Source organism: Longimicrobium sp., assembly GCF_036399255.1.
In the GTDB taxonomy this organism is placed as follows: domain Bacteria; phylum Gemmatimonadota; class Gemmatimonadetes; order Longimicrobiales; family Longimicrobiaceae; genus Longimicrobium.
In genome coordinates this window covers 59,395-72,782 of record NZ_DASWNM010000090.1, presented here as the reverse complement: position 1 = coordinate 72,782, position 13,388 = coordinate 59,395, and the positions used below count along the sequence as shown (strand labels likewise).

General features: G+C 72.5%; 10 protein-coding genes. 8 read left to right on the top strand and 2 right to left on the bottom strand.

Annotated elements, in window-relative coordinates; genetic code table 11:
- Positions 1 to 115: 115 nt before the first annotated feature.
- On the bottom strand, positions 116 to 655 hold the full coding sequence (locus VGC13_RS16075; protein WP_331126289.1) for a hypothetical protein: 540 nt from the start codon (positions 653 to 655) through the stop codon (positions 116 to 118).
- A 682-nt stretch (positions 656 to 1,337) separates the two neighbouring features.
- Here VGC13_RS16075 and VGC13_RS16070 point away from each other — a divergent pair.
- The 3 genes from VGC13_RS16070 (at position 1,338) to VGC13_RS16060 (ending at position 5,076) form a co-directional block, all read left to right on the top strand.
- On the top strand, positions 1,338 to 3,545 hold the full coding sequence (locus tag VGC13_RS16070; protein ID WP_331126288.1) for a tetratricopeptide repeat protein: 2,208 nt from the start codon (positions 1,338 to 1,340) through the stop codon (positions 3,543 to 3,545).
- Positions 3,546 to 3,727: 182 nt separating this feature from the next.
- The gene (locus VGC13_RS16065; RefSeq protein ID WP_331126287.1) at positions 3,728 to 4,717 is read left to right on the top strand and encodes a polyprenyl synthetase family protein; all 990 of its coding nucleotides are present in this window, start codon (positions 3,728 to 3,730) and stop codon (positions 4,715 to 4,717) included.
- A gap of 83 nt (positions 4,718 to 4,800) precedes the next feature.
- Positions 4,801 to 5,076: a hypothetical protein gene (locus VGC13_RS16060; RefSeq protein WP_331126286.1), complete on the top strand. Its 276-nt coding sequence runs from the start codon at positions 4,801 to 4,803 to the stop codon at positions 5,074 to 5,076.
- Between the two features lie 356 nt (positions 5,077 to 5,432).
- On the opposite strand, the gene VGC13_RS16055 is transcribed toward VGC13_RS16060, so the two are convergent.
- Positions 5,433 to 7,265 (bottom strand): peptidylprolyl isomerase, encoded by a 1,833-nt coding sequence (locus VGC13_RS16055; RefSeq protein WP_331126285.1) that lies wholly within the window; start codon positions 7,263 to 7,265, stop codon positions 5,433 to 5,435.
- Positions 7,266 to 7,524: 259 nt separating this feature from the next.
- Here VGC13_RS16055 and VGC13_RS16050 point away from each other — a divergent pair, with 259 nt between their 5' ends.
- From VGC13_RS16050 to VGC13_RS16030, 5 genes are all read left to right on the top strand, one after another.
- Complete coding sequence (locus VGC13_RS16050) at positions 7,525 to 10,626, top strand: tetratricopeptide repeat protein (protein WP_331126284.1); 3,102 nt, start codon at positions 7,525 to 7,527, stop codon at positions 10,624 to 10,626.
- Positions 10,623 to 11,063 carry a type II 3-dehydroquinate dehydratase gene (gene aroQ, locus VGC13_RS16045; protein ID WP_331126283.1) on the top strand — a complete coding sequence of 147 codons (441 nt, stop codon included), beginning with the start codon at positions 10,623 to 10,625 and terminating at the stop codon, positions 11,061 to 11,063. Before VGC13_RS16050 ends, aroQ begins: the two co-directional genes overlap by 4 nt.
- A gap of 107 nt (positions 11,064 to 11,170) precedes the next feature.
- Positions 11,171 to 11,734, top strand: a complete 564-nt coding sequence (gene efp, locus VGC13_RS16040; RefSeq protein ID WP_331126282.1) for an elongation factor P — start codon at positions 11,171 to 11,173, stop codon at positions 11,732 to 11,734.
- Entirely contained in the window at positions 11,734 to 12,216 is a 483-nt protein-coding gene (gene accB, locus VGC13_RS16035) for an acetyl-CoA carboxylase biotin carboxyl carrier protein (protein WP_349264225.1), read from the top strand. Before efp ends, accB begins: the two co-directional genes overlap by 1 nt.
- 2 nt (positions 12,217 to 12,218) lie before the next feature.
- The gene (locus VGC13_RS16030) at positions 12,219 to 13,376 is read left to right on the top strand and encodes a type IV pilus twitching motility protein PilT (RefSeq protein ID WP_331126280.1); all 1,158 of its coding nucleotides are present in this window, start codon (positions 12,219 to 12,221) and stop codon (positions 13,374 to 13,376) included.
- Positions 13,377 to 13,388 lie beyond the last annotated feature (12 nt).

The following is a 13,388-nucleotide window of genomic DNA, read 5'->3' as shown; positions in this document are numbered from 1 at the left end:
CGCATGACGGGGGTTCGCCTCAGTGGGGCAGAACGGAGGACACGGCGAAAAGATTCACGAATACGAAGAGGGGCGCCTGCCGCGGCGCCCCTCTTCGTCCCTGTGTCCGGCGGATTCAGTCCAGCGGATGCCCGTGGCTGTGCGCGGGGGCCGCCGCCGGCGCCGCCGCGGGGGCCGGGTGCTGCCCGCCATGCCCCGCGGCCGGCGCCGGGGCGGGATGATGCCCGCCGTGCCCCGCGGCCGGCGCCGCGTGGCCTCCGTGCGCGGCCTCGCCCTCGTCGTGCTCCTCGGCGTGCGCCGCGGGGGCGGGGCGCAGGACGGCGAGCCGCTCCAGCTGCACCGGCGTCATGGCGCCGCGGGCCGCGTCTTCCCAGCGGGCGTTGATCAGGGCCATATCCGCGTGGTGCCGGGCCTCGTCCGCTTCGGACGGGGTGGAGGCGTGCATGGGCCCGCAGTGGATGCGGTGCGCCTCGCGCAGCGAATCGCGCGCGGCGGTGACCGCGGCCTGCTGCTGCGGCGTGAGCTGCAGCTCCTGCGCGACTTCCAGCGCCGCGAACGGGCTGGGCTGGCGGGCGGGAGCGGTCTGCTGCGCGGCACCCGCCGCGGGAAGCGCCAGCGCGGCCGCGAACGCCGCGGCGCCGATGATCTTGCGCATTGGAATCTCCAGGAGATCGGAATCGGGGGACGTGACGAACCGCGACGGCGCGGTGGGAGAGAGATCGCCCGCAAACGTACCGTCCGAACACCGTTCGTTCAAGGCCGGCAAGGGCGAATGAATTCGCTGCAACGACCACACGAAGGCCGCCTTCGCGGACTGGAGGTACTGGAGTATCGGCCGGCCCGGTGCACGTGGCTGCCTTGTGAGAAGGTGGGCCTCGCAGCCCCGCGCGGTTTGCGGGGCTTCCCGCTGTTGTTGCGGCGAGTTCACTCGCTCCCGCAGGGCGCGCGGACACATGCCGGCCGGCGACACACCCGATCCGGATTCTCCGCCTCGCGCCGGCCACGGGGCGAATGAATTCGCGGCTGGGAAAACGCGATGTCCGCCTTCGCGGACGGGTGTTTCGCGAGCCCGCTCACCAGGTGCAGCCCCGCGGGGTTTGCGGGGCTTCCCGCTGTCGTTGCGGCGAGTTCACTCGCTCCCGCGGGGCGCGCGGACACATGCCGGCCGGCGAAATCGGCCCCATCCGGCCCCGCTCCCAATACGCCACCTGCACGATCATCCGACCGCCCACCCCCATTCCTTGTACGCACTTAGCACAACCGCTATCTTTTCCCGATTCCCGCAGCCTGCCCCGCACACGCGGCAAGGCGGCGCAGTTCGCTCCCGTGCTCGTTTCATGGCAACCCCAGCCAAGCTGAGAGACCAGGCCCGCGCCGCGGAAAACCGCGGCCAGTGGACCGAGGCCGTCGTCCTGTATCGCCAGCTCCTGGAGGAGAACGAGGGCGAAGAGGTGGACATCGCCCTCTGGAACCGCGTGGGCGACCTGCACCTGCGGCTCAACGAGACGGAGCGCGCGGTCGAGGCGTACGAGCGCGCCGCGTCCGCGTACGCCGACAGCGGGCTGTACAACAACGCCATCGCCCTGTGCCGCAAGATCCTGCGGCTGGTTCCGGGGCGCGGCGCCGTGTACCTGAAGCTGGGGCAGATCAGCGCCGCCGCGGGGTTCCTGGCCGACGCGCGCCAGAACTTCCTGGAATACGCGCAGCGGATGAGGCGCGCCGGCAACCTGGACGCCTCGTTCGAGGCGCTCCGCGAGTTCGCCGACCTGTCGCCCGACGACACCGAGGTCCGCAAGCTGCTGGCCGACCAGCTGCTGGCCAACGGCCGCAGGGACCAGGCGGTCGAGCAGCTGCGCGTGCTGATGGGCGCCTACCTGCAGGCCGGCGACGCCGCCGCGGCCGACGCCGCGCGCGAGCAGATCCACGCCGTGGCGCCCGACGCGGACGACTCGCCGCTCATGCGCAGCAGCCGCAACGCCGCGCGCGACGACTTCAGCGCCGCGCTGCACGACGGCGACTTCAGCGCCGCGGGGCCCGGCGACGTGGCGCCGCTCGCCGGGCTGGAAACCACCGCCCTGGACGACGGCTCCGGCGCCGCCGCGCCCCTCGCCGGCCTGGAATCCACCTCCCTGCTGGACGATCCGCCGCCGCCCCCCTCCCCCGCCGCCGGGCTGGAGCTGGCATTGGAGCCGACGCTGCTGGACGGCGGCGGCGACGAGGACGCCGGCGAGCCCATCGCCTTTCTGGCCGACGACGGCACGGAGGACGACGGTGATCGATCCTGGGGCGGCGACCTGCCGCTGCTGGACGCCGACGATCAAGACGGCGGTGACCTGCCGCTGCTGGACGCCGACGATCAGGACGGCGGCGACCTGCCGCTGCTGATCGACGAGGACGACGCGGACAGCGGCGATGACGGCGGCCTGCCGCTCATCGGCTTCGACAACGAGCCGGCGCGCTACGCCCCGCCGCCCCGCCGCGCGCCGGAGCCCGTCGTCGAAGCGGCGGCGGACAACCTGGAGCAGCTGCGCGCGCACGTGGCCGCGGTGCCCGCGGACGAGGCCTCGCGCGAGCAGCTGGTGCGCGAGCTGCGCGCCCGCGGGCTGGGCCACGAGGTCCCCGACGTGCTCGAGGCCGCCCACCGCGCGTTGGCCGCGCGGGGGATGTACTTCGAGGCCGTGGCCCCCATCACCGCCCTCCTCGGACTTCGGCCGGACAACGGCATGCTGCTGCAGAAGCGCGTGGAGTACGCCTTTCGCAGCGGCCGCGCCGACGTGCAGGTAGAGGCGTACCTGGGCCTGGGCAGGCACCTGGCGCTGCACGGGCAGGAAGGGAAGGCCGCCGCCGTCTTCAACCGCGTGCTGGAGCTGGACCCCCACAACGTGGAGGGCCGTGCCGCCGCCGCGCAGGTCGCCCCCCTGCTGCGCCCCCCCGCGCCGCCCGCCCCCGCGCCTGCCGCCCCCGCTCCCGCTCCGCCGCCGCCCCCCGCGCCCGCGCCGCCCCCGGCCAACGAGTACGTGGACCTGGGCGCGCTCATCATGGACGATGGGGAGGAGGGCGAAGCCAGCACGCGCTTCGTGGTGGAGGAAAAGGAGCCCAGCGGCGACGAGGACAAGGACTTCGCCGAGATGCTGGCGCACTTTCGCCAGAAGGTCTCGGAGAACATCGACGTGGAGGACAGCGCCAGCCACTACGACCTGGGCGTGGCCTTCATGGAGATGGGGCTGGTGGACGAGGCCATCGCCGAGTTCCAGGTGGCGCTGCGCGGCGGCGCCAACCCGCTGGCCACGCTGGAGCTGCTGGGCCAGTGCTTCGTGGACAAGGCCCAGTACGCCGTCGCCAGCCGCGTGCTGGACCGCGCCCTGAACCTTCCCGGCGCGGCCGACGGCGACCTGGTCGGCGTCCTGTACCTTCTGGGCCGCGTGGACGAGGGAACGGGCCGCCCCGAGAGTGCCGTGGATTACTACGAGCGCGTGGTCTCCGTGGACATCCGCTTCCGCGACACCGCGCAGCGCATCGAGCGCCTGCGCGGCGTGACGAAGTAGGGAAGTGCCGAGTACCTAGTACCGAAGTACCTAGTGGATGGATACTAAGGCACTAGGCACTAGGCACTAGGCACTAGGCACTAGGCACTTGAACCTGGGCACTCGGCACTCCCTTTTGACATCCGCCGCGCCGCGCCCTAGAATCCCGCGACATCCAACGACCGGCACCTGAGCCCCCGCGCATGAGCGTCCGCACCGCCGTACCGCATCTCGCCGACATCCAGGCCCCCATCCGGGACCGCCTCGACTCCGTCGTGGACGAGATCCGGCGCATCGTGGTCAGCGACTTTGCGCCGGTGGAAACGGTGAACGAGTACCTGATGAAGATCCGGGGCAAGCTGTTTCGCCCCGGGCTGGTGCTGCTGTGCGACGAGCTTGAGGGGCGGCCGTCGCCCCAGGCGGCCACGCTGGCGGCCATCGTCGAGCTGGTGCACCTGGCCACGCTGGTGCACGACGACGCGGTGGACCACTCGGTGCTGCGGCGGGGAATGCCCACCGTGAACGCGCTGTGGAGCCACCAGGTCGCCATCATCATGGGCGACTACCTGTACACGCGCTCGCTGATGGAGATCACCCGGCTGGGCCGCATCGAGCCCATCCAGGTGCTGGCCAACGCCGCCAACGACATGACGGTGGGCGAGATGCGGCAGCTTTCGTCGCACGACGCGCTGCACTTTTCCAGCGACGACTACTACCGGCTGATCGACGCCAAGACCGCGTCGCTGATGGCCGCCGCCTGCGAGCTGGGCGCCATCACCGGCGCGCCACGGTTCCGCCCGCAGCTCAAGACCTTCGGGCGCGAGCTGGGGCTGGCCTTCCAGATCGCCGACGACCTGCTGGACTACACGGCGGATTCGGCGGTGACCGGCAAGCCGACCGGGCTGGACCTGCGCGAGCACAAGGTGACGCTGCCGCTGATCGCCGTCCTTTCGCAGCTGTCGCGGACCGAGCGGGCGCGGGTGGACGCGCTGTTCGCCGACCCCGAGCCGGACGACGAATCCATCGCCGGCGTGGTGGAGGTGGTGCGCGGGCGCGGCGGACTGGAGTTTGCGCGCGAGGCGGCGCTGGAGTGCGCCGGCCGCGCCGCCGAGGCGCTGGAGGGGCTCCCCGAGGGCCCCGCGCTGGACGCGCTGCGCGACGGAATCGTGTACGCGGTAGAGCGGCAGCGATAGGACCGAGCCGGGCGCGGCACTCGTCTTGCCTGCGGGCTGGTCGAACGCCGATGACCACCAGATGAACGGGTTGGGGAGGTGAGATGAGCGTAGGCGGACGCCGGCGCGCGGGCCGGATGCTGGTGGTGGTGCTGATCGGGCTGCTGCTGGGGGCGCTGCTTTCGGAGCTGGCCATGCGGTTCATGCCCGACAGCTCGGCGCGCACGTTCTTTACGACGTCGGTGGCAGCGGCGTTCGGGCCGCTGGTCATCGACCTGGTGGCCGTGGGCTTTACCCTGGGGCCGCTGGTGCTGCGGCTGGACTTCCTGAGCGTCCTTGGCGTGCTGGTCGTCGCCCTGGCCGTGCGCACCTGGCTGTAAGGCACCACACGGTTCCATCCAGAACGGAACGAGCCCTCTTCCACCGCCGCGTGGAAGAGGGCTTCGTCGTGCCTTCAGAAGACCGGAACGGCATTGGGGTACAGAGGAACAGAGGGAGAAGGAAGAGGAGCAGAGGAAGCGCGGCCTCTGTTCCTCTGCGTTTTTCTCTGCTCCTCTGTACCCCAACCCGTGTGACCCTGAAGCCGCGACGGCCCTACGGCAACGCACAGGGCTCCCAGACCTCCTCCGAGCCCTCCGCGTGAACCAGCTGTCGCGGAGCCAGAGAGATGCGAGAAGCCCCGCCTCCCGTGAACGGGAAGCGGGGCTTCGGGCCGTCAGGATGCAGCCGGGAACGATCAGCTGGAGCGGGCGGCGTTCTGGGCGAAGACCTTGGCGCGGTTGTCCTTGATCTTGGCGTCGGCGCGCACGTTGGCCATCCACTGGCCCAGCAGGTCCGAGCGCAGCTGCTGCATGGCCTCGGTCCGCAGCGCCGCCTTCTGCGTCTCCCAGGTGCGGCGGTCGGCCGCGGTGCGCGCCACCGGGCGCACCAGGAACACGCCGGCCGGCGTTACCGCCACCGGGCCCACCCGGCCGATGGGGGTGCCGAACGCCGCGCCCACCGCCGCGTTGGCCTGCCCCAGCACCGGGTTGGCTTCCACGCGGGTAAAGGGGCCGGCGCGCTGCACCGTGAGCCCCCGCGCCTGCGCCACCTGCTCCAGCGTGCGGCCGGCGCGGATGTCGGCCAGCATCTTCTGCGCTTCGACGCGGCCCGCCTCGCGGCGGCGGTCGTACGCCAGCTGCTGGCGGATGGCGGGCGTGGCCTCGGCCAGCGGCGTCTCGCCGGCGGCGTGGTAGCTCTCCATCTCCACCACGTACAGCGCGTCCGCCGTCTCCAGCACCTCGCTCACCCGCTCCGGGTCGTCGCCGGCGGCGCGGTTGGCGCTTTCTTCCTGCGCCCAGTTCAGGGCGGCGATGGACGGCCCCACCCCGGGGATCATGGGGTTGGCGGCGCTCACCTCGACGCCCTCGCGAAAGGTCACGTTGGGCTGCCCCGCCGCGGCGGCCTTGAGCCCGCGCTGCAGCCCCGCCTGCGCCACCCGCTGCAGCTGGGCCTCGATGCGCTCGACCTCGGCGTCGTTCTTTTCGAACGCCAGCAGGATGTGGCGCGCGCTGGCCTGGTCGCCCGTGCGCGAGTCCACCTTTACCAGGTGCACGCCGAACTGGGTGACCACCGGCTCCGAAACCTGCCCCACCGGCAGCGAGAACGCCACCGAGTCGAACGCCGGCACCATCTGCCCGCGGCCAAAGGTGCCCAGGTCACCGCCCCGGTCCTTGTTGCTGGGGTCGGTGCTGTGGACGGCGGCCAGCTCGGCGAAGTCGCCGCCGGCCTCGATCTCGGCCTTGAGCTCGCGGGCGCGCTGCACCGTCGCCTGGCGGTCGGCTTCGCTGATGGTGAGCGGCACGTACGCCACCTTGAGCCGCGCGCCCTCGGGGCGGACGAAGCGCTCGCGGTTCTCGTCGTAGTAGCGCCGCACGTCGGCGTCGCTCACGGCGGGGTCCTGCGGCACCAGCTTGGCCAGGTCCAGCTGCACGTAGTCTACCGTGGCCGTCTCGGTGCGGTCCTGGTAGGCGCGCCACAGCTCGGCGTCGCTGATGTAGCGGCCGGCGGTGAGCTGGCGGCCCAGCTTTTCCTGCGGCAGCTGCTGGCGGTAGTACTCCTCCAGCTGCGCGTACACCTCGGCCGGGGCGGTGGGGCCCGACAGGAACTGGCGGTACTTGTTGATGTCGAACCGGCCGTTGGTCAGGAAGATCTCCTGCTGCGCGAACGCCGGGTGCGGCAGGTTGCGCGCGGCCCACAGGATCTCGCGGGTGCTCACCCCGATGCCGCGGCGCTCCAGCTCCTGGCGCATCAGCGTCTCCTGCACCAGCTGCTCCCAGGCCTCGTCCTGGAACCGGCGGGCCATCTCGTCGGTGACCTCGCCCTGCTGCTGCGCCTGCTGGTACAGGGCGTTGTAGCGCTCGTTGTAGGCCTGTACGCCGATGGCGTCGCCGTTCACGGTGCCCAGGGTCTGCGCCCCGCCGCTCAGGCCGCCGCCCAGGGCGTCCATCCCGATCTCGAACACCATCCACCCCAGAAAGAACAGCATCAGGATGGGAACGATGATCTTTCCGGCCGTGGACCGGATCATCTGCATCATCATAGGTACGACTGGCTCCGCTTGGATCGGAGCGCACGAGGGGCGCTCCGGCTGAGGGGTTCCGGGGTCAAAACGCTGCGGTTGGCAGGAAAGTGAAGCGGCCAAAGATATTTAGACGGCGGTGCCCACGCAACCCGCACCCCGGGGGCGGGCGTTGTTGACAGTGGTCGCGCGCGAGATTTATGTTGCACCCCCTGTCACTCCATCCCCGGCCCCCGGCTTCTTTCCTTCGCGCACGAACCACGCGTCCATGGCAGACCTTTCCCCCGAGCTCGCGGCCAAGATCCAGTCGCTCGAAGGCCTCTACGCCGGCAACGCGGGGCGCTACTTCGTGGCGCTGGCGGGCGCGTGGCGCGAGGCGGGCGAGATCGGCCGGGCCGAGGAGATCCTGCGCGAGAACCTGAAGCGCTTTCCCGGCCTTTCCGCGCACGTGCTGCTGGGCCGCTGCCTGGCCGACCGGGGCGCCTTCCAGGAGGCGGCCAACGAGTTCCACTACGTCCTGTCCATCGACCCGCAGAACCTGATCGTCCTGCGCACCCTGGCCGAGATGGCCGCGGCCTCGGGGCGGCGCGCCGAGGCGGAGCGCTGGTACAACGAGCTGCTGTCGGTGGATCCCATGAACGCCGAGGCGCGCGCCTCGCTGGCCGGCCTGGCCCGCGGCGGCGCCGACGCGTCGGTGGCCGACCAGCCGGTGCAGGTGGGCACCGGCTGGGGCGGCGCCGCCGAGCCCGCCCCCGTCGCGGGCGGCGCGGACGCCGACGACGCGGAGTTCGGGATGATCGACCTGGACGCCCCCGACGCCTCGTCCGCCGACGCGTCCGGGGTGGCGGCCGGCGACGACGCGGACGTGGACGCCGAGTGGGGCGACCTGCCGCTGGACATGCCCGACGAGCCGCGGCCCTCCGCCACCGCCCCCGCGGGCGACTTCGACGCGTTCGGCTTCGGCAGCGTGGACCTGGACGCGGGCGGCGTGGACGAGACGGGGGCCGTGGGCGACTGGCTGGACGCCGACGCGCGCCAGGACCTGGGCGAGAGCGCGGCGGCGGACCGGGGCGCCCTGGCCCCCGTGCCCGACGCGGGGCTGTACGACGCGCCCCGCGGCGGCGCCGGGGTGGACGACACGCTGCTGAACGCGCCGATCGCGGGGGCCGGGCTGCCGTTCCTGGACATGGGCGACGACGAGGACGATCCCGTCCCCGCCGACCTGCCGCTGCTGGACGACCACGCCACCCGCTTTTCCGGCTTCGACGCCCCGGCGGACGCGGACGCGGGGTTCCCCGGCTTCGACGCGCCCTCCCACGCGGACGCGGGCTTCGGCTTCGGCGCGCCGGCGGACGCGGGGCTGTCCGCCTTTGGCGCCGGGGACGACTCCGCCGGCCTGCCCTCCTTTGGCGCGGACGAGCACGGCGACCGGCACGACCACGCGGACCACGACGTGGACGCCGAGGTGGTGACGGAGACCATGGCCGAGCTGTACGCCGCCCAGGGGCTGCTGCAGCAGTCCGCGGACGTGTACCGCGAACTCATCCAGCAGCGCGGCGAAGAGCCCGCCCTGGTGCGCCGCCTGGCGGAGATCGAGGCGCGCATGCACCCCGAGTCCGCCGTTCCCGCGGAGGAAGAGACGCCGGACTGGCTGGCGTCGGTGGACGCGTTCGCGATGGGCGGCGCCGCGGCCAGCATGGCCGCCATCCACATGTCCGCCGAGCCGGAGCCGGAGCCCGAAGAGCCCGCGGACTCGGTCTACGCTCCCGCAGAGCCGGCGGACTCGTTCTACGCGCCCGAAGCGCCCGCGGACTCCTTCTACGCGCCGTCGGATGACGCCGAGCCGGCGGACGCCACCTTCGAGCCGGCCGGTGCCGCGCTCGAATCCGCCTCCGCGCCGTTCGGCTTCGGCGGGACGTTCGACGAGACGCCGGTGGGCACCAGCGCGGCGGACGGCTACACCGACGCGTTCGCGGATTCGTTCGAGGGCGGCTTCGACGGGATGGATGCCGACACGCCGGAGCCCGCCTTCGCCGCCGCGCCCGCCGCCGTCGTCGCGAGTGGAGCGGACGGGGATCGCGAGGCGTGGGAAGCGCCCGCGGTGCGCGAGACGGAGCCGGTGGGCTTCGACCTGATCGTGGTGGAAGAGGACGGGGACGAGGTCGCCGCGCCGCCGGAGGTGGTGGCGGACATGAGCGCGGACTGGGCCATCGCCGCCGCGCCGCTGGACGACGACGAGGAAGAAGCGGAGGCGGCGATGCCCGTCGCCGCTCCGTCCTTTGCCGCGCCGGCCGCCGGAACGTCCTCGATGCGCGCCTACTTCGCCGGCCTGCTGGCGTGGCAGCCCGGCCAGTCCGCCGCCGCGCCCGCCGCCTTTGAGGCGCCGTCGCCCGCCGCCTTCGCCGACGAGGCTCCGGCCGGCGACGCCGCGCCCGCTGCCTTTGCCGGCGCGGCTCCGGCCGGCGCCGCGCCGGTTTCCGCCGACGTGCAGGATGGACCGGCCGCGGATTCGTGGCTCGCGTCCATCGGCGTGGAGGACGCGCCGTGGGCGGAGGCGCCCGCAGCGCCGGAATCCACCGGGACCGACGACGCGCCATGGGCGCAGACGCCCGCCGCGGCGGAATCCACCGGGACCGACGACGCGCCGTGGGCGCAGACGCCAGCCGCGGCGGAATCCACCGGGATCGACGGCGCGCCCTGGACGGAGACGTCGTCCGCGGCGGAATCCACCGGGAGCGAAGACGCGCCGTGGGCGGAGGCGCCTTCGTCGTCCGCGACGGCGGAGGAAGAGCCGTGGGCCGAGGCCCCCGCGCCGCCCGCCGCCGATGCTTCGGCCTACGAATTGCCCGCCGCCGACGCCGTGCAGCCGGGGGACGAGCCCTGGGCCGCCGCGCCGGAGCCCGCTCCGCGGGCGGGCGCGGACGACGACCTGCCGCTGATGGACCTGGACGAGCCGTGGGCGGCGCCCGGCGCGCCGGAGCCCGCCAGCATCGACGCGTTCACGCTGTCGGACGAGATCGCGCCGCCCGCGCGGACGGACGAAGAGGCGCTGCCGTGGGAGCTGCCCTCCGAGCCCGCGGCCGCCCCGGCGCCGGCTCCCGCGCAGGACGCGGGCGGCGGCTTCTCGTTCGAGGACTTCTTCGCCGGCGGCCCGTCCGCGGCGGAAGCGGCCCCCGCGGCCGTGGAGCCCGAGCCGCAGCCCGCGCCGGAGATGCCGTCGCCGTTCGTGCCCAGCCTGGCGTTCGAGCCGGTGGCGGAGCCCACGCCGGCTCCCGCGGCGCCGGCCGCGAGCGCGCCGGCGGCGGGGCAGGACGACGAGGACGAGGACCTGGAGAGCTTCCAGGCCTGGCTGCAGAGCCTGAAGCGGTGAACGTCGAGGTCGTCCACGGGCCCAACCTGAACCTGCTGGGCAGGCGGGAGCCCGAGGTGTACGGCCACGCCACGCTGGCCGAGATCGACCAGGCGCTGGAGCGGCTGGGGCGGGAGCTGGGGGCGCGGGTGCGGTGTTACCAGAGCAACCACGAGGGCGCCCTGGTGGACCGCATCCAGGAGGCCGCCGCCCAGGCGGACGGCTTCGTGGTGAACGCCGCCGCGTACACGCACACCAGCGTCGCGCTGCGCGACGCGCTGGCGGGAGTGGCGCGTCCGTACGTCGAGGTGCATCTTAGCAACGTTTTTGCCCGGGAGCGCTTCCGGCACCGGTCGTACCTGGCGGCTGGGGCGGTGGGCGTGGTCTCGGGCTTCGGCGTGGACAGCTACCTGCTGGGGCTGCGGGGGCTGATCGACCATCTAAAGAGAAGTGCGTGAGTGCGGAAGTGCGTGAGTGCGGGAGTGAAACGGCTTTCGGACCGGCACCTTCCTGAATCCACTGACGCACTCACGCACTGACGCACTCACGCACTGAAAGGAGACCTGTGGCATCGACGGCCGACTTCCGGAACGGCATGACCATCAACCTCGATGGCACCCTGTTCACCATCCTGTGGTTTCAGCACCACAAGCCCGGCAAGGGCAACACGGTGGTGCGCAGCAAGCTGCGCAACGTGCTCACCGGCGCCGTGCTCGAAAAGACGTTCCGCGCGGGCGAGCGCATCGACGAGGTGCGGCTCGAGCACCGGCCCATGACGTACAGCTACAGCGACGGCCACTTCTACCACTTCATGGACTCGCAGACGTACGAGGACATCCCCCTGGCCGGCGCCGTCATCGGCGACGACCAGCTGAAGTACCTGAAGGAGGGGATGGAGGTGGACGGGCTGGTGCACGGCGAGAGCGTGATCTCGGTGGAGCTTCCCTACTTCGTGGTCCTGACCGTTACCCAGACGGACCCGGGCGTGCGCGGCGACACCGCCACCGGCGGCACCAAGCCCGCCACCCTCGAGACGGGCGCCGTGGTGCAGGTGCCGCTGTTCCTGAACGAGGGCGACGTCATCCGCGTGGACCGGCGCGAGGACAAGTACATGGAACGGGCGAAATGATCGACCTTGAATTCATCCGCGGCCTCATCGACGCCGTGGACGACAGCGGGATCGATTCGCTGGAGATCGCGCGCGGCGGAACCCGGATCCGCATCAACAAGACGCCGCCCCCCGCGCCCGTCGCCGCCGCGGCGCCGGCCCTGGCCGCCGCCCCCGCGCCCGCACCGGCCGCGGCTCCGGCGGCACCCGCGCCGTCCGCCGCCGCCGAGGCGGCCGCCGCGCCGGCGGCCCCGGCCAGCACCCTGGTCGAGATCAAGTCGCCCATGGTGGGCACCTTCTACCGCGCACCGGCCCCCGAGGCGCCGTCGTACGTAGAGGTGGGCAGCCGCATCACCCGCGGGCAGACGCTGTGCATCCTCGAGGCGATGAAGCTGATGAACGAGCTTCCCGCCGAGGTCAACGGCACCGTCCGCGAGATCTGCGTGGAGAACGGCGAGCCCGTGGAGTACGGGCAGGTGCTCTTCCGCGTCGACCCGGCGTGAGCGTGACGGAAGGGAGCGCGGCCCCCGCCCAGGCGGGGGTCCGCGCCGAGTTCAACCTGCGCGACGCGCTGCAGGAGCTGGTGCGCCGCCAGGGGTCCGACCTGCACCTGAAGGTGGGCCGCCCTCCCGTGCTGCGCATCAACGGCGAGCTGACCGACACCTCGCTCGCCGTGCTGCGGCCGGAGGACCTGAAGCGCTGCGCCGAGCAGACGCTGAGCCCCCGGCAGCGCGAAGAGTTCGCCGAGCGCAAGGAAATCGACTTCGCCATCGGCGTGCAGGGGCTGGGGCGGTTTCGCGCCAACGTGTTCCAGCAGCGGGGCACGCTGGGGATGGCCTTTCGCGCCATCCCCTTCGAGGTGCCGTCGCTGGACACGCTGGACCTGCCGCCGGTGATGGAGCAGATCGCCCTGTCGCCGCGCGGGCTGGTGCTGGTGACGGGGGTGACGGGGTCGGGAAAGTCGACGACGCTGGCGGCGCTGCTGCGGCACCTGAACGAGCGGCGCGCCGTCAACATCGTCTCGGTGGAGGACCCCATCGAGTTCCTGCACCGCGACGGCAAGGCCATCATCAGCCAGCGCGAGGTGGGAAGCGACACGCACAGCTTTCACGACGCGCTGCGGCACGTGCTGCGGCAGGACCCCGACGTCATCATGCTGGGCGAGATCCGCGACCGGCCCAGCATGGAGACGGTGCTCAAGGCGGCGGACACGGGGCACCTGGTGCTGTCGACGCTGCACACGACCGACGCCGCCCAGACCATCGGGCGCATCATCAGCTTCTTTCCGCCGCACCAGCACCAGGAGATCCGGGGGATGCTGGCCAACGCGCTGCGCGCCGTGGTCAGCCTGCGCCTGATTCCCCGCGCCGACCGGCCGGGGCGCGTGCCCGCGGCCGAGGTGCTGGTGAACACTGCGGCCATCGCCCAGCTCATCCGCACCGGCGACGACTCGCAGTCCATCCCCGAGCTGATCGCCGACGGGCAGGTGCAGTACGGGATGCAGACCTTCGACCAGTCGCTGCTCACGCTGTACCGGCGCGGCTGGATCAGCTACGACTGGGCCGTACACTACGCCAGCAACCCCTCCGAGTTCGCGCTGCGCGTCTCCGGCGTGCAGCCGGGCGAGCAGGAGATGGACTGGACGGGGCGGCGCGACGAATGAACCGACGGGGAC

Bases quoted from the DNA above. Each gene is read 5' to 3' on its own strand.
- VGC13_RS16075 (WP_331126289.1), bottom strand. From the start codon at position 655: ATGCGCAAGATCATCGGCGCCGCGGCGTTCGCGGCCGCGCTGGCGCTT.
- VGC13_RS16070 (WP_331126288.1), top strand. From the start codon at position 1,338: ATGGCAACCCCAGCCAAGCTGAGAGACCAGGCCCGCGCCGCGGAAAAC.
- VGC13_RS16065 (WP_331126287.1), top strand. From the start codon at position 3,728: ATGAGCGTCCGCACCGCCGTACCGCATCTCGCCGACATCCAGGCCCCC.
- VGC13_RS16060 (WP_331126286.1), top strand. From the start codon at position 4,801: ATGAGCGTAGGCGGACGCCGGCGCGCGGGCCGGATGCTGGTGGTGGTG.
- VGC13_RS16055 (WP_331126285.1), bottom strand. From the start codon at position 7,265: ATGATCCGGTCCACGGCCGGAAAGATCATCGTTCCCATCCTGATGCTG.
- VGC13_RS16050 (WP_331126284.1), top strand. From the start codon at position 7,525: ATGGCAGACCTTTCCCCCGAGCTCGCGGCCAAGATCCAGTCGCTCGAA.